The sequence below is a fragment of the Exiguobacterium sp. SL-10 genome (genome assembly GCF_004337025.1).
Classification (GTDB): Bacteria; Bacillota; Bacilli; order Exiguobacteriales; family Exiguobacteriaceae; genus Exiguobacterium.
The window spans coordinates 151,051-167,726 of record NZ_SJUP01000002.1 but is presented as its reverse complement, the minus strand read 5'-3'; the positions used below and the strand labels follow the sequence as shown (position 1 = coordinate 167,726).

Below are 16,676 nucleotides of genomic sequence, written 5' to 3'. Positions count from 1 at the left end.
TATTTGGAAAGCCTTAACATCAAGATACATACACCTAAGACTGGAGGCGAAACCAAAATGAAAAGCAAATTTGTGCGCATGTTGATGGCTGTATTGATCATGTTGGCACCGTTAGTCGCTTATCCAAAATCGGCTGACGCCGCCGCTTCGAAATTCATCACGAGTGTGAACACGACGAGTAAAGTCGTGGCATTGACGTTCGATGACGGAGCGGATGGTGCGAATACGAATAAGATTTTGGACATACTTGCCAAGAACAATGTCAAAGCCACTTTCTTTTTGACTGGATCGGGCGCCGCTAACCATCCCCAATACATTAAAAACATCGCAGCTAAAGGTCACCAACTCGGTAACCACTCGTATACCCATCCAGACTTCACAAAGTTGACCGCCACGCAAATGAAATCAGAACTTGATCGGACGGAAGCAAAAATCAAATCCATTACCGGTAAAACGACGAAACCGATTTTCCGGGCACCGTTCGGCGCCGTCAATAGCGCTGTCTTAAGCGGAGTCGGCGCTGCCGGCTACGGCTATACAATCCAATGGAATATTGACACGATTGATTGGAAAGGACTCACTGCCACTCAGATTAACACCAAAGTCCAAACGAACATTAAACCTGGTTCAATCGTCTTGATGCACACCGGTGCTGGTGCGCCAGGTACACCGCTCGCCTTGCCGACGATGATTTCGCAACTGAAAGCGAAAGGCTACAAGTTCGTCACCGTCTCCCAATTGCTCGCTTACCAAAACACATCTACCAGCAAAACGTATACTGTCAAGTCAGGTGATACCCTTTACAGCATCGCCCGGACTTACGGCGTCACTGTCTCGGCGCTCGCCGCTGCCAACAAAATTACAAACTATAGTCTCATCTATGTCGGACAAGTACTCGTCATCCCAGGTACGACTGTAACTCCTCCACCTACGACGACCGTCAAATATACGGTCAAATCTGGCGACACGCTCTATAAGATTGCCACTCTGTATAAAACGACCGTCGCTAAAATTGCCGCCGCCAACAACATTACGAACGTCAACTCCATTTACGTCGGACAAGTGCTCGTCATCCCAGGTATGACCGTCACACCACCACCTGCGACGACCGTGAAATATACCGTCAAATCAGGGGACACACTCTACAAGATTGCGACGATGTATAACACCACTGTCGCGAAAATCGCGGCCGCTAACAATATTACGAACGTCAGCTTGATCAGCGTCGGGCAAGTACTCACGATTCCGCGTTGAATGCAAAAAGATGATGCCGCGGCATCATCTTTTTGATTGCTTTATTTCACTTCAAACTGCTCTGCCTCGGTCGATCCGGCCAGTGCCGTCGTTGACGACTGACCGCTCGAGATGACGAGAGACACCTCATCGAAATACCCTGTCCCGACCTCGCGCTGGTGACGTGTCGCCGTGTAACCGTGCTGTTCTGCACTGAACTCGGCTTGTTGCAACTCGGAATAGGCGGCCATCCCACGGTCTTTGTAGCCGCGCGCAAGTTCGAACATGCCGAAGTTGAGCGAGTGGAAGCCAGCGAGTGTGACGAACTGGAACTTGTACCCCATCGCACCAATCTCTTGCTGGAATGTCGCAATCTCCTCGTCCGACAGCTTCTTCTTCCAGTTGAACGAAGGTGAGCAGTTGTAAGCGAGCAGTTTCCCTGGATATTTTGCGTGAATCGCGTCCGCAAATTGACGCGCCTCATCCAAATCAGGTTCAGACGTCTCGCACCAGACAAGATCGGCATAAGGCGCATAAGCGAGACCGCGGGCGATTGCCTGCTCGATGCCGGCCTCGGTCCGATAAAATCCTTCTGGCGTCCGGTCACCGACGATGAACGGATGGTCGATTGGGTCGATATCGCTCGTAATCAAGTTCGCAGCGTGGGCATCGGTCCGGGCGACGATAATCGTCGAGACGCCCATGACGTCTGCCGCGAGACGTGCCGCAATCAAGTTTTTCACGGCCGTCTGTGTCGGGAGCAACACTTTCCCACCGAGGTGACCGCACTTCTTCTCTGAAGACAGTTGATCCTCTAAGTGGACACCGGCCGCACCCGCTTCAATCATCGCTTTCGTCAATTCGAACACGTTGAGCACACCGCCGAAACCAGCCTCCATGTCGGCGACAATCGGAGCGAACCATTGCGTGTCCCCTTTTCCTTCCGCCGTTTGGATTTGGTCGGCCCGTTGTAACGCCTGATTGATCCGTTTGACGACGCTCGGCACCGAGTTGGCTGGGTACAGGCTTTGATCCGGGTACATATGCCCCGACAAGTTCGCATCGGCAGCGACTTGCCAGCCACTCAAATAAATGGCCTCAAGCCCCGCCTTCACTTGTTGGATCGCCTGATTGCCAGTGAGCGCTCCAAGTGCGTGGACGTAGTCTCGTTCATGGAGTAACTTCCATAATCGTTCGGCCCCTTTTGTCGCGAGCGTATGCTCAATTAAGACCGATCCACGAAGCTTCATGACGTCGTCGACTCCATAAGGACGCTCGACCCCGTCAAACCGTTCTGATTGAAAAATCTCCTCGAGTTGCATGCGTTGCTCATTCATATCCGTTCCTCCTGTATCATATTAGATTTAATAAATTTAATTTGTTATATAACAGATAGTGCACATTTAATCCAAGTAGGCGCAGCATTCGAGTGCCGCTTTGAATGACGAGTGCTCCATGCCGCAGCAACGACAGACGTTTTCCTCATCCCGTTCCTCTGGTTTGCGGAACACGACGACTTCTTCGACCGGCTCTCTCATGATTTGAAGCGACCCATCGGTCCGGTCGAGGACGAGGCGCATCAAATCGTTCCCGTAGACGAACGCCGTGTTGGCGAGCGCCGAGGTCGATTCTCCCGAGACGATCCGCCGGACGACCCAACGTTCAATCAACTGTTCACTTTCGATTTTTTTCGTTGTCATGATGATGCTCCTCCTTTTAAATTCGGTTCTAATGATATTTGACCTAAAAATTCTCGACGCCGCCGATGCAAGATCGGTTCCGTATACCCGTTTGGCGACGCATCTCCTTCGAACACTAAGTCTCTCGCCGCTTGATAGGCGATCGAGCGGTCTACCTCTGGCGTCATCGGACGATAGTGAGGATCCGCTGCGTTTTGCGCGTCGACGACCTCGGCCATCCGGTAAAGTGTCGCTTCGACTTGGTCCCGGCTACAAATTCCATGGTATAGCCAGTTAGCGACATGTTGACTCGAAATACGGAGCGTTGCTCGGTCTTCCATTAAGCCGACATGATGGATATCGGGCACTTTGGAGCAACCGACACCTTGCTCGACCCAACGGACGACGTAACCGAGCAACCCTTGCAAATTGTTCTCGAGCTCCTCGTTCACTTCTTCATCTGTATAAAGACGTGTGGCAAGTGGTACTTCAAGCAGACGGCCCCGCTCGGTGGTTGGATCAAATGAACGACCGATGAACTCACGTTGGACCCCGAACGCATCCATTTGATGGTAGTGTAGCGCGTGGAGCGTCGCGGCTGTCGGCGATGGGACCCAGGCTGTCGTCGCCCCGGACCGGACATGATTGATTTTTTCACGCATCATATCGCGCATCCGATCGGGCATCGCCCACATCCCTTTCCCGATCTGTCCGCGTTGATGGAATCCTGTGTCAAGTCCAATTTGGACATTCAGACGTTCATAAGCGTCAAGCCACTCCGATGTCTTCATCTCGCCTTTCTTTCGCATCGGTCCGAAGGTGAGCGACGAATGAATCTCATCGCCGGTCCGGTCGAGGAATCCGGTATTGATGAAGACGATGCGTTCCTTCACTTGCTCGATGCAGTTTTTCAAATTAAGCGACGTGCGCCGCTCCTCGTCCATCACGCCGACTTTGAGCGTATGACGCGGCAACTCGAGTACATCTTCAATCGCGTTGAACAAATCATTTGTGAACGCCACTTCTTTCGAGCCGTGCATCTTCGGTTTGACGATATAGATGGAGCGTTCACGGGAATTTTGTCTGGTATCGAGGTGGCGGCTCGCGATGAGCGCGGTGAAAATCCCGTCCAAAATGCCTTCCGGTACTTCATGTCCTTCCGCGTCGAGCATCAAGTCTGTCGTCATCAAGTGACCGACGTTTCGAATAAAGAGGAGCGATCGGCCCGGAAGCGTGACTTCACGCCCATCTTTCCCGATATACTTCCGGTCAGGGTTCAACTTCCGAGTGAGCGGTCGACCTTCTTTTGAGAATGTTGCTTCGAGCGTACCATCCATCAGTCCGAGCCAGTTTTTGTAGAGGTGGACCTTGTCCCAAGCGTTGACGGCCGCGACCGAATCCTCACAGTCGACGATGGCCGACAAGGCCGACTCGAGTTCAATATCGGTTAGCCCTGCGCCATCCGTACGGCCGATCGGGTGATTCCGGTCAAATTTCAGTTCAGCGTGGAGCCCGTTATGGACGAGCACCAAGCTCGTTGGATGATTTGGATTCCCGACGTAACCGATGAAACAATCGGTTGCGAATGGGACGTCTCGTCCATTGATGATGGCATATGGTTCATCGGCGCGAACCGTATACCCTTCCGCGTCCCGATGTGAACCTGTTCGAAGCGGGAACGTCTCGTCGAGGTATTGTTTGGCGTACGCGATGACCGCCGCTCCTCGAATCGGATTATAGCCGCTCGACTTCGTTTTTCCGTCCTCTTCGTCGATGACGTCCGTTCCGTACAAGGCGTCATAGAGACTCCCCCAGCGGGCGTTTGCCGCATTCAACGCATAGCGCGCATTGTCGAGTGGAACGACGAGTTGTGGTCCAGCTTGTCTTGTTATTTCTAAATCGACACCAGAAACGTCGATATTAAAATCAGGGACGGTTGCTTCGATGTAATCGATAGATCGAAGAAAACGCTCGTAATCTGTGAGATCAAAGGTTTGCTTGTGCTCGCTGTACCATTCCTGTAATAGTCGCTCATATGACTCGCGTTCTTGAAGCAGTGATTCATTTCGAGGAATGAACACATCGAGTATACGTTCGACCCCATGCCAAAAGTGTTGCCGTGCCTCTTCTTCAGGTAGTATGCGAGCCGAGATGAAGTCGAGCAGTGTTTCATGTACGTGATAAGTACCTACTTGTTTGTAATGTTCCAAGCCGTCACATCCTCCCATCCAATTGTTATATATCAGTTGACTATAATATAGACTATTATATAACAGTTTGACAACAGTTTTTTTGAAACTTTTTATTTGTGTTCTCTCTCAAAACCGATTACTATACATGTGTGACCTATCAATGATTGATTTATCAATTAGTTTTTTAAAGGAGGATACCCGATGCGCGACGCTTGTTCGCTCAGCGATGAGATTCTCTACCACGTCATCACCGTACAAAAAGAACTGGCCCAACTGTTCGATACGGAAATGGACGGGCTCAGCTCGACTCGCTTCGATATTTTAAGCAACTTGCATCACGTCGGCTCTTTGCGTCAGCGTGAACTGCAACAACGGGTCGGGGTCGACCATGCCGCCATCACGCGACATTTGAAACAGCTCGAGACACAAGGGTTGATCACGCGCGAACGCTGCCTCCAAGACAATCGGGTCATTTATGTCGACTTGACCGATGTCGGTCGGGAGCGGATTGCACATTGGACCGAGCAAAAGAAGTGCTTATCGGACCGACTTTTTGTAAACATGAAGGTAGAGGAGCAACGACAGTTACTCGAACTTTTAAATACGTTACAAACTAACATTCAACATGAAAGGAAGACTTTTATATGAACATGACAACACAGAAAGACTTTATGGAAATCGTCAAGGGACGCCGCTCGATTCGCGTCTATGATGAGAACGTCAAAATCTCGAAAGAAGAGATGACACAAATTCTGGAGGAAGCGACGACGGCACCGTCATCACTCAACCTTCAACCGTGGCGCTTCGTCGTCATCGATAGCGCGGAAGGCAAAGACACGCTCCTCCCGCTCGCAAGTTTCAATAAACGCCAAGTCGAGACGTCATCTGCTGTGATTGCCATCTTTGCCGACTACCAGATGGCCGATTACACACAAGAAATCTTTGATACGGCTGTCGAGCGTGGCCTCATGCCACCAGAAGTCCGCGACCGTCAAGTTGAGATGATTAAAGGCATCTTCAAAGACGCCCCGAAAGAGTCTGTCAAAGACAGCATCTTGCTCGACTCAGGTCTCGTCGCGATGCAACTCATGCTCGTCGCCCGCGCCCACGGCTACGATACGAACCCGATCGGCGGCTATGACAAAGCGAATATCGCGGAAGCGTTCGGTCTTGAGAAAGAGCGCTATCTTCCGGTCATGCTCCTCTCAATCGGAAAAGCAGCGGAAGACGGTTACCAATCGGTCCGCTTCCCAATCGATCGCATCACCGACTGGAAATAAGCAAAAGCTCAGCAACGTCACGTTGCTGAGCTTTTTTTCATCCGATATATTTGACGACTTCATTGAAATCGCGACGTGTTTTCGGCGCGAAGTCGCGGGCCCGATGTCCGAACGCGACCATGACCGAGAGCGACCAGGCGCCTCGTTCCATGACACCTTCCGAGATCAATAATTCATCGATTTCCGCTTGATTGAATCCTTCAATCGGGCACGAGTCGACACCGATTTGGGCGGCGGCCGTCATCATGTTGCCGAGCGGGATGTACGTCTGACGCTTAATCCACTCTTGGAACACACGCTCGTCGTCCAACAGTCGATAATCTTGTTCTTGGAACTCACGGACACGTTTCACCCGGAGGGCGTACTCGTCTTCGGTCCGTCCTTGGACGCCCGTAATGATGTGGCGCAAGTATTCCGAATCATAACGCATCGCTTCAGGCGTCCGCGCCAAAATCAATACGAAATGGCTCGCCGTCAACGCCTGTCCTTGCGCACCCCACGCATGGTCTTTGATCTTTTGGAGTAAGTCCTCGCGGCGAATGACGACGAACTGCCAAGGCTCGAAGCCGAAGGAACTTGGTGACAGGCGGCCTGTCTCCAAGATGAATTCGAAATCTTCCTCATCGATTTTTCGGTCCGCGTCGAACTCTTTCGTCGCTTGTCGCCAACGATACGCATCTAAAATCTCTTCTTTTTTCACGATGATCCACTCCCCATTTACCAAGATGACTCCATCATATCAAACCGATAAATAAGAAAGCGCTCATGAAGATTCTTTAACGGCAAGCGAACGTCCTGTACGTAGCGGAAAGGCGTCTCGTCATTCAAAAAATGTAAGTACTCGTCGGCTGGATAATAGAGGATGAGATCGACCGGTCGCGGCTCGCGTTCGACCGAGTCGATGATGTTCGCAACGACCTGCCGGAACACGTTCACCGAGAACGGGTTGAAGAAATAAAAGCGGTTCGCCTCAACCGGCACCTCAAACTGTTCGGCGTAGCCGCGGACGAGCTGGACACTTCCCCGCGTCCTGTATTTCTTGGCGTAATTCATCCAGTTCGCGAGCGCCGCCTCGTGGAAGCCACCGTCCATCTCGATACCGATGGCTCGGACTCGGAACGTATAAGCGAGATAAAACGGGAGGCGTCCCTTGCCCGAACCAAAATCGACGACCGTATCCGTGGCCGCGAGCGGATACGCGTCACGCAACAAGTCGAGCGCCTCGTATGGGGTCGGTTCATAACGATGATATTCGGCCGAGGCCGGGAACCCTTGTTGCGGTTTCGCCGTCTCGATTTGAAGCAATCGTTCATAGTCTTGTTCAGTCATGAATGTGTCCTTTCTTGGATGGCGCGGCCATTTTCTTTTGATTTGTAGAACTGTCTATGACATAAATTTGTACCTATAAATTTATCATATTTTGACCTTGAAATGTGTCATAATACTTTTGTCATCCCCCACATAAAGGAGTCGAGCAGTATGCAACATTATTTAGCCATCGATATTGGTGGTACTAGTATCAAATACGGAGTCGTCCAAGCCGACGGCAACCTCTTGTCGAACAAACACGTCCCCACCCCTGCGACGTGGGAAGGCTTGCTCGAACAAGTCGATGTGATATTTAACGAAGCGACCGGCGAGGCCCCGCTCGACGGAATCGCCTTCAGCGCGCCCGGCTCTGTCGACTCGACGACCGGCGTGATTCATGGAATCAGCGCATTGCCGTATATCCATAATCGCCCTTTCTTACAAGCGTTCGCAGACCGGTACGACTTGCCCGTCACCGTCTTGAACGATGCCAATGCGGCAGCACTCGCGGAAGGATGGACCGGCGCGGCCGCATCCGTGAAACGGTATGCGACGGTCGTCATCGGAACAGGCATCGGCGGAGCCTTCGTCGATTCGGACGTCCTCATGGTCGGTTCCCATTTCCACGGAGGGGAGTTCGGCTATTGGATTCTCGACCCGTCTCTTCCCCATCCAGATGGGACGTGGAGTAAAATCGGCGCTACCGCCGCTCTCGTCAAGCGTTGCAGCGAGCAACTCGGTCGCCCGCTCACCGGAAAAGATGTGTTCGCGCTTCAAACCAATCCGGTCATCCATACAGAATTAGAGCGCTTCTATCGCTGGAACGCGATCGGCATCTACAATCTCCAGTTCGGGCTCGACCCGGATCTGATCTTAATCGGGGGCGGCATCAGCCGACGTCCTGAAGTGCGGGACGGCATCAAGCGACACTTGGACGCACTGTGCGACGCGTTTGGGACGTTCCGCATCGATCTCGAGACGTGCGCCCATTTCAACGAGGCCAATTTGATTGGTGCCGCACGGTTTCATATGTTGACGAAGTAAAAAAGGGTTTCCATCACGGTCTGAGATGGAAACCCTTTAATTGTGCCAGGCGGTCTTCATGAAGTTGATGATACACCTCGTCTCGAATTGCTTCGAGCGTGCGGCCATGGACAATCATATGTTCCCGAATCGTCCGGTTGACGCGCTCATTGATTTTGCCGGTCTCTAAATATCGATCCAGCACAGGAAGGCTGAAGTCGTCAATCGGCAAATAGGCGATGGGAATCACTGCTGATTCCGATTTTACGGAGACTTGCACGCCGTTCACTTCCGGAAAGAAGTAAGACTCATAATATGGTTCGACGACCAATTCCTCTTTCGCCGCATCGCGGACCTCTGGAATCGTCGTCGGCAACGCGATGAAATACACCATTTGGTCGAACGAGAATGAGACGTCTTTCAATGATACACCGAGCGTCGCAGCGTGTCGTTTCGCAAGGTTACCTGTCACCAAACGATAACACGGCTGACTCGTTAATAAAATCGAACCGATAAAGGCGACGGTCATGATCATAACGCTAAATTCGGTCATAACGGCACCCCTTCCCAACGACAGACTTGGTTTTTCCCTTTTGATTTGGCTGCATACAACGCTTGATCGGCGCACTCAATCAACTGTTCGAGGGACTGTTCATGAAGCGTGTGCTTCGAAGCGACACCGAAGCTGAGCGTCAACTGCCCACCCGGTTGACTTTCTCCATTCATAAAGTTCGTTTTGAGCACGGCGGTACGGATTGTCTCCGCCACCTGTGCCGCCTCGACCTCGTCATACTGCGGCAACAGGACGACAAACTCTTCGCCCCCGAACCGATAGGCCATCTGTTCATCCGGCACACTTCGGCGAATGACACTCGCGAGTCGCGTGAGCAACTCGTTTCCGGCCAAGTGACCGTTCGTATCGTTGAAGTGTTTAAAATGGTCAATATCCATGACAATCAATGATAGTTCGTCTGTTTCGCATTCCCGGAACAAGACGTCCAAATCTTGTTCGAATGAGCGATGGTTTTTGAGACGCGTCAAGCCGTCACGAAGCGCCAACGTCTCAATCCGCTGATAGAGCGTCGTTTGATGAAGGGCAAGCGAGGCTTGTTCCGCGATTGGGCGAACGCTATCAATCTTTTGAGGGGTGATCGGTTTCTTGTTGACGACGTTATCGATCACGAGGAGTCCGTATGGGATACCTTGATGATGGAGCGGGAAAATCGTACACTCATCCATTTGCAAATCGGTATGTAACATCCGCAGCACAGGATCGTCGGTGATGCTTGCGTAGACGTGGAGCGGCCGCCCAGAGTCGAGTGCCTGTTTGAACAGATGATCTCCATGAAATGGGATCGTCATTTTCCGAATCCGTTCGTTCAACTGCTCATCGTGCGTCGAGTCCGTCTCTTTCTCATCAATCAGTCCTTGAAGGTCAATGTGTTGTTTCGTGATTTCTTCCCAAATCTGAAAACCGTCCTCTGGATTCATCGGTCCCATTCCCATGACTCCGTAGATGCTATCCTTTTCTAAATCCGCGAAGAAGATGATCGATCGGTTAAATCCGAGCCCGTGCCCGGCTGTCACCGATGTCAAGATTGTTTGTAGCAACCGATCCGGATCGAGCGTGTCTTGCATCGTAAAACTGACTTCCCGGAACACGTTCAATTGGCGAGAACTCGCCGTCAACATCCGTAACCGTCCCGACCGCTCACGCTTCAACTGCTTGACGTAACCGAAGAGCAACGCGGCGCCTAATCCGAAGAAGATATAACTGAGTAAGAGCGGAAACGACAACGTTCCCGATTGGCTGTACACCAAGATCCACCCGACCAAAATGGCTGCAACCATGCCTTTCCAGTGAAAGCAGACGAGTCCCGTCATCATCAATAACAGCACGGACCAATGCAAATCATAAAAATCGAACAACACCCCGTGCCACATCACAACAAGACTGCTCGTACCGGCCAGCAGCCAGCGATTCAGAGCGGGGGTCGTCATCAACCGGAGGACGTTGAGGACGATCGTGATGAGGACGATGCCGCCAATCAATAAGCCATAAACCATGGTTACCCCTCGTTTCATCAATTCATCTAACTATTTGATTATAAGTCGAATCATCGAAACCGGGACTTTATTCGTCCAATCACTGACCAATTTTTTAAATCGATTGCAATATTTCCCAAAAAATGTAGAGCTGACGTTTTTTTACGTATGAGTGATTTCACATAATCCTTTCATTTACTTTAGCGGAGTAACGTGAAATGATGGAATTAACTAACCCATTAAAGTGAGGTGGAAGCGTGACCCGTACCGAACATCTTGAAGCAACACAGATTTTACAGCATCTATTTAACGCGTCTTCCTTCGTTGGAATCGATTTTGGCTCCGGCCCCAACCATCATCTCCTCTATTTCAACCGAGACGGCAACGAGTCATGGCTCTCGATTGAAGGACCTTGGTACGTCCATTCATCCGGTCCATCGTTCAACGAAGATGAACAACTCCATCACCTCGTCGGACTCCGGCGTGAACGTGTCCGTTCCATCCGGTTATCTGAAGACAACCCCAACCTTGAACTAACATTTGAATCTGGAGCCGTCTTGTTCGTGAACGGCTATCACGAACAGTATGAAAGTTGGCAGGCCGGAGACGCCCGTCCGCTCGGAGGCGAACATTTCTTACTCGTCGCCATGCCTCAAGGGGACTTGGCCGTTTTTGCCGAGGAAGATGTCTGATGGCAGCCTGGACGGAGATTCTCACATATATGTTGATTGCCGGTGGCGTCAGTCTCGCCATCATCCTCTTACGCAAAGTCACGAAAGCATAAGAAAAGAGCGGCCACGGCCGCTCAGGCTGTTGACGAACCAAATCGCCCATCGCGATTTGGTTCGTCTTTTTTTGTGTTCCATGTGCTCGAGGCGCTCTGCCCGACATAAAATTGAAGAAATGCTATGTAGACGGTCTTTCTCGGCCAACAGGTTGGCCAGCTTCTTCATGTTTTGTGCGATGGCTGCCACAAGGTTGGCGCGCTGGACCTTATCGGTCCCTCGGTAGAACGTGAACCGGAGCCCGTGAAGCTCTTTCGCGTCGGCGAACGAGCGCTCCACGGTCTGGGGCCGGAGGCGATAGAGGGTTCGTCCGGATGCGGACAGCCGGTTCTGGTTCACCGCTTCGCGGTAGCTTTCGTCAAGATGACGGGTGATGACGCGCCGGTGGGCGCGATTGGACGTACACTTCTCGAGAAGCGGACAGTTCTGGCAGATGGCGGGGTCGGAGGCGTAGTGGCGATAGCCGTGTCGGTCGGTCGTGCGATAGGTGAGACGCTGTTTCGCCGGGCAGACATAGACGTCCTCTTCTGATACATAGTTGAAGCTCGTCTTCCGGTACATCCCCTTCTTCCCGCCGAAGCGACGCCGGGCGATGACGCCGAAGACACCGTGCTCGACGAGCGCCTTCGCGATCTCGGTCGTGAAGTACCCGGCATCCAGGGCGACCGCTTCTAACGGAAAGGCGAACCGGCCGAGGATGTGCTCGAGACGGGCGACGTAGACGGTGCTGTCCGACACGTTCCCGGGCGTGACGTGCACGTCGACGATGAAGTTGTGTTTGGCGTCGACCGTCCGGTGCGCCAGCCAGAAAAAGCCTTCCGGCTTCTGGTCACGATACATGTAGCCCGCGTCCGGGTCGGTCCGGCTCACCTTGATGAACCGGCTCTCCCGTTTCGGTGATGCGGGCTTCAGGGCTTTTTTCCCCGGTCCGACCGTTCCTCGTTCACCCGGTCGAGAAGCTCGCCCTCGATCGCGTTCACCACACGCTCGACCTCGACCTTGTCGAACTTCTTCTTGTTCGCGTTGGCACGGATATGGGTCGAGTCGGTGATCAGGATGCGCCCTGACACGAAGCCGTGGGCTTCGGCCTGGCCCACGATGTCCTCGAAAATCTGTTGGAAGACGTCGTTCCCCTGGAAGCGGCGCCGATAGGCCTGGCTGATCGTCGAATGGTCGGGTACCTTCTCGTCGATCCCGAGCCCGAGGAACCAGCGATAGGCGAGGTTCGTCTGGACCTCCTTGACCGTCTGGCGGACGGAACGGATGTTGAACAGCGGGCCGAGGAGGATGATCTTGATGATGATCTCGGGATCGATGCCGGGCGTTCCGGTGTTCGAGTACAGGGGCGCGCAAAGGCGGTGCACGATCGAGAAATCGATGTGGCGGTCGAGCTTTCGGACGAGGTGGTCCTGCGGGACCAATTGGTCCAAGGTGGTCTGCGTCTGGATCGGTTCATGTCTCTTCTCCGGATGGGCACGGTACATGTCGGGTTCCTCCCTAGTCATCGGACGGGTTCGGTGTCTATCTGCCTTTTCCCGTTTTCCCCGGTTCGAAGAACATGTCCTGGACTTTTTCTTCAGCCATCGAGGCCTCAGAAAAAGACAAACGGCCACCTGACGGCGACCGTTTGCATTGCTCGCCCGACGGCGCCCCGACTCCTGCAGGAGAGCAATCCAACGGAGACCCAGCAGCGACGCAAGTCGCGATGCGGCTCCGGGATTGCCTGCGGAAAGCGTGGGCGCCGGAAGGACGAGCGATTCTATTGATGTTAGTCAACAAGCTGAGCGGCCACGGCCGCTCTTTTTTATTTTACCGTCTCATCTTCGAACAAGCTCGCTCCGTTCGTCTGGATGACGTCTTGATACCAGAAGAACGAGTCTTTCCGCGAACGCTCGAGCGTTCCCGACCCGTCGTCATGCTTATCGACGTAGATGAAGCCGTAACGCTTGCTATATTCCCCGGTCGACGCGCTCACGAGATCGATACAACCCCAGCTCGTATAACCGATGACGTCGACTCCATCTTCAATTGCCTCCACCATCGCTTTCAAATGGTCACGCAAGTACTCGATCCGGTAATCGTCATGGACCGAACCGTCCGCTTCGACTTTGTCATAAGCGCCGAGACCGTTCTCGACGATGAAGAGCGGTAATTCATAGCGCTCATACAGTTTATTCAAAATGACACGAAGTCCCATCGGATCGATCTCCCAACCCCAGTCGCTCGCCTTGAGGTAAGGGTTTTTTATTCCGCTCATGATGTTCCCTGCTGCCTCTTCTTCCGTCTTCTCTGCTTTCTCGGTACGTGACATATAGTAGCTGAGCGAGAAGAAGTCGACCGTGTTCGCTTTCAGCGTCTCAAGGTCCTCATCTTCCATCACGAGTTCGATCCCGTTCTCACGGAAGAATCGTTTCGCGAACGACGGATATTCACCGCGGACGTGAACGTCGCCGCAGAAGAAGTTCATCATACGCTCGGCGTCGTGTGCATACCAGATGTCTTCCGGATTCGAGCTGTACGGATAGACCGGCGCTGCGATGAGCATGCAGCCGATTTGCATCGACGGATCGATTTCTTTCGCCGCTTTTGTCGCGAGCGCGCTCGCGACGAGCTGATGGTGCAAACCTTGGTACGTCAATTGCAACTGGTCGTCCCCTTCGCGGATCGCCATCCCGAGACTGAGCATCGGCATGAACTGGGCCCCGTTGATTTCATTGAACGTGAGCCAATATTTGACCTTACCTTTGTAACGTTCGAACAAGACACGGCTGTACCGTTCGAAGCATGTCACGAGGCGACGATCGCGCCAACCCCCGTATGCTGTCGCCAAATGGAGTGGCAACTCGTAATGTGAGATTGTGACGAGTGGCTCGATTCCTTGTGCGACGAGCTCATCGATGACGCGGTCATAGAATTTGAGCCCTTCCTCGTTCGGCTCGAGCTCATCCCCGTTCGGGAAGATGCGCGACCACGCAATCGACATGCGGAACGTCTTGAAGCCCATCTCTTTGAAGAGGGCGATATCTTCCTTGTAGTGATGATAGAAGTCGATCCCTTCATGGTTCGGGTACGTGTACTCGTCATGCAACTCGAAATCGAACGTCGGGTCATGGATGATTTTCATCCGATCCTTGCCCCCTGGCATCACATCCGCAATCGAGAGCCCTTTGCCACCTTCTTGGTACCCACCTTCAAATTGGTTCGCCGCCGTGGCGCCACCCCATAAAAAGTTTTTCGCTACTTGTTTCATGTTCATTTCCTCCTTTTAGGCTAAGACGCGCAAGACGTCGTGGTTTGGTTCGACAATGCCGACATGTGTCGGCAAGACATCTAAGTAATTCCCTGTATTCGTGACAATGACCGGGGTAATCGTGTCATAACCGGCTTGGGCGATAGCCTCTAAATCAAATTTCACCAATACATCACCCTCGGTCACACGCTGTCCAGCTTGGACAAACGTTTCAAAATGTTTTCCACCGAGTTGGACCGTATCGATTCCGACATGGATCAATACTTCGACGCCGCCATTCGAGCGGAGGCCGATGGCGTGCTTCGATTGGAAGACTGTGACGACTTCACCATCGAATGGGGCATAGACGATCCCTTCTGTCGGCATGATGGCAAGTCCTTTCCCCATCGCGCCGCTTGAGAACACTTCATCGCGAACGGTCTCGAGGGAAACCGCTTCTCCTCTGACTGGAGCCGATACCGGGAAACCGACGTGTTTTGAGACGGCCGGTGCTACTTCTGCCGTTGTCGCTTCACCTGTCTCGACTTCTTTATGGAATACGAACGTGAGTCCGAACGAGACGAGTGTGGCGACTGCCATCCCAATTAACGCACCATAGAATGTCATATCGAGGCCCGTCGCCGGAATCATGACCGGGATGCTGAACACACCGAGGCCACCCATCGCATAAGCTGCCGTACCGAGCATACCGCCGACGACCCCGCCGGCCGCACCGCCAACCATCCCGAAGACGAACGGTTTTTTACGTGGGAGCGTCAATCCATAAATCGCCGGTTCGGTGATGCCGAACACGCCGGCAATCGTCGATGATGTCCCGAGCCCTTTTGTTTTCGCGTCACGCGCCTTCAATGTGATGGCAAGTGTCGCTCCGACTTGACCGAATGTCGCCATGAGGACCCCGACGACAATCGTATCCATGCCGACGACCGCCAAGTTGTTGATGATAATCGGCACGAGCCCCCAGTGGAGACCGAACATGACGAGCACTTGCCAGAACGCGCCGATGAAGGCGATGGCGACGACCGGGCTAAGTTCATATAAGAACGAATAGCCGCCGGCGAGTCCTTGGCTCGCGTATGTCGCGACCGGACCGATTGCGAGGAACGTGAGCGGGACGACGATCAAGAGGGCCATCATCGGGGTCGTGAAGTTACGGACCGCCTCATGCGTGTGTTTGTTGAAGAACGTCTCGACTTTCGATGACACGTACGCCGCCAAGATAATCGGAATGACCGAAGACGCGTAGCTCATCAAGACGACCGGAACCGTGAGGAACGAGAGTGACTCGCCTGCCCCTTGCATCGCGACGATGGCCGGGTAGACGAGCGCACCCCCGATGATCATCCCGATATACGGATTGCCGCCGAACTTCTTCGCTGCCGAATGGCCAAGAATGACCGGTAAGAAGTAGAAGAGCGCGTCGGCCGCTGCGTTCAAGACGATGTACGTGCCCATGTCTTGCGTGAGCAAGCCGAGGGCGACAAGAATGGCGAGCAATCCTTTCAATAGACCGCTACCGGCCATCGGACCGAGAATCGGGGTGAAAATCCCCGCAATCACATCAATCAAACGGTTAAAGACACCCGTTTTTTCCGTATCGTCGTTCGATGACGTCTGGAATCCACCTGCCTCGACCACGTCTTGGTAGACGTAAGGAACGTTGTTGCCGATGACGACTTGGAACTGACCACCGCTTTGGACGACCGTGATGACACCGTCATGGTTTTTTAATGCCTCGGGATTCGCTTTCTGTTCATCTTTCAATTTAAAACGTAGCCGTGTCGCACAATGGAACACGCTTTTGACGTTGTCTTTCCCGCCGACGTGACGAATGATGTCCGCGGCGAGCGTTTTTGTTTGGCTCATGCTATTCACTCCTT

Annotated in this window: 14 protein-coding genes and 1 pseudogene; 5 read left to right on the top strand and 10 right to left on the bottom strand. The window is 52.9% G+C overall.

Going from position 1 to position 16,676, the window contains the following annotated elements; genetic code table 11:
• Positions 1-57: 57 nt before the first annotated feature.
• On the top strand, positions 58-1,254 hold the full coding sequence (locus EVJ33_RS03750) for a LysM peptidoglycan-binding domain-containing protein (RefSeq protein WP_131434582.1): 1,197 nt from the start codon (positions 58-60) through the stop codon (positions 1,252-1,254).
• A gap of 41 nt (positions 1,255-1,295) precedes the next feature.
• Here EVJ33_RS03750 and aceA read toward each other — a convergent pair whose 3' ends face one another.
• The 3 genes from aceA to EVJ33_RS03735 form a co-directional block, all read right to left on the bottom strand.
• Positions 1,296-2,570 (bottom strand): isocitrate lyase, encoded by a 1,275-nt coding sequence (gene aceA, locus EVJ33_RS03745; protein WP_131434580.1) that lies wholly within the window; start codon positions 2,568-2,570, stop codon positions 1,296-1,298.
• Positions 2,571-2,636: 66 nt separating this feature from the next.
• Entirely contained in the window at positions 2,637-2,933 is a 297-nt protein-coding gene (locus EVJ33_RS03740; RefSeq protein ID WP_131434578.1) for a hypothetical protein, read from the bottom strand.
• A complete protein-coding gene (locus EVJ33_RS03735) occupies positions 2,930-5,122 on the bottom strand; it encodes a malate synthase G (RefSeq protein WP_131434576.1) in 2,193 nt (730 codons plus the stop codon). Before EVJ33_RS03735 ends, EVJ33_RS03740 begins: the two co-directional genes overlap by 4 nt.
• Before the next feature lie 183 nt (positions 5,123-5,305).
• On the opposite strand from EVJ33_RS03735, the gene EVJ33_RS03730 reads away from it, so the two are divergent.
• On the top strand, positions 5,306-5,752 hold the full coding sequence (locus tag EVJ33_RS03730) for a MarR family winged helix-turn-helix transcriptional regulator (RefSeq protein WP_131434574.1): 447 nt from the start codon (positions 5,306-5,308) through the stop codon (positions 5,750-5,752).
• A gap of 2 nt (positions 5,753-5,754) precedes the next feature.
• Positions 5,755-6,384, top strand: coding sequence for a nitroreductase family protein (locus EVJ33_RS03725; RefSeq protein WP_483297301.1), 630 nt, complete (start codon positions 5,755-5,757; stop codon positions 6,382-6,384).
• A gap of 37 nt (positions 6,385-6,421) precedes the next feature.
• Here EVJ33_RS03725 and EVJ33_RS03720 read toward each other — a convergent pair whose 3' ends face one another.
• Both EVJ33_RS03720 and EVJ33_RS03715 read right to left on the bottom strand, forming a co-directional pair.
• Positions 6,422-7,084, bottom strand: coding sequence for an NAD(P)H-dependent oxidoreductase (locus tag EVJ33_RS03720; RefSeq protein ID WP_131434570.1), 663 nt, complete (start codon positions 7,082-7,084; stop codon positions 6,422-6,424).
• Positions 7,085-7,101: 17 nt separating this feature from the next.
• Positions 7,102-7,713, bottom strand: a complete 612-nt coding sequence (locus EVJ33_RS03715) for a class I SAM-dependent methyltransferase (RefSeq protein WP_131434568.1) — start codon at positions 7,711-7,713, stop codon at positions 7,102-7,104.
• Positions 7,714-7,863: 150 nt separating this feature from the next.
• Here EVJ33_RS03715 and EVJ33_RS03710 point away from each other — a divergent pair, with 150 nt between their 5' ends.
• Positions 7,864-8,736 carry an ROK family protein gene (locus EVJ33_RS03710; RefSeq protein ID WP_161566890.1) on the top strand — a complete coding sequence of 291 codons (873 nt, stop codon included), beginning with the start codon at positions 7,864-7,866 and terminating at the stop codon, positions 8,734-8,736.
• A gap of 13 nt (positions 8,737-8,749) precedes the next feature.
• Here the strand turns inward: EVJ33_RS03710 and EVJ33_RS03705 are convergent, their stop codons facing one another.
• On the bottom strand, positions 8,750-9,268 hold the full coding sequence (locus EVJ33_RS03705) for a hypothetical protein (protein ID WP_131434564.1): 519 nt from the start codon (positions 9,266-9,268) through the stop codon (positions 8,750-8,752).
• On the bottom strand, positions 9,265-10,782 hold the full coding sequence (locus EVJ33_RS03700; RefSeq protein ID WP_161566889.1) for a sensor domain-containing diguanylate cyclase: 1,518 nt from the start codon (positions 10,780-10,782) through the stop codon (positions 9,265-9,267). The genes EVJ33_RS03705 and EVJ33_RS03700 overlap by 4 nt, the downstream gene beginning before the upstream one ends.
• Before the next feature lie 236 nt (positions 10,783-11,018).
• Between EVJ33_RS03700 and EVJ33_RS03695 the strand changes: the two genes are divergently transcribed.
• Positions 11,019-11,453, top strand: a complete 435-nt coding sequence (locus tag EVJ33_RS03695) for a DUF6188 family protein (protein WP_131434560.1) — start codon at positions 11,019-11,021, stop codon at positions 11,451-11,453.
• A gap of 231 nt (positions 11,454-11,684) precedes the next feature.
• Here the strand turns inward: EVJ33_RS03695 and EVJ33_RS03690 are convergent.
• From EVJ33_RS03690 to EVJ33_RS03680, 3 genes and pseudogenes are all read right to left on the bottom strand, one after another.
• A pseudogene (locus EVJ33_RS03690) lies at positions 11,685-13,030 on the bottom strand (IS1182 family transposase); the annotation flags it as partial.
• A 320-nt stretch (positions 13,031-13,350) separates the two neighbouring features.
• The gene (locus tag EVJ33_RS03685) at positions 13,351-14,802 is read right to left on the bottom strand and encodes a glycoside hydrolase family 1 protein (RefSeq protein ID WP_483297299.1); all 1,452 of its coding nucleotides are present in this window, start codon (positions 14,800-14,802) and stop codon (positions 13,351-13,353) included.
• Positions 14,803-14,811: 9 nt separating this feature from the next.
• Positions 14,812-16,662, bottom strand: coding sequence for a beta-glucoside-specific PTS transporter subunit IIABC (locus tag EVJ33_RS03680; protein ID WP_131434556.1), 1,851 nt, complete (start codon positions 16,660-16,662; stop codon positions 14,812-14,814).
• Between the last annotated feature and the right edge of the window lie 14 nt (positions 16,663-16,676).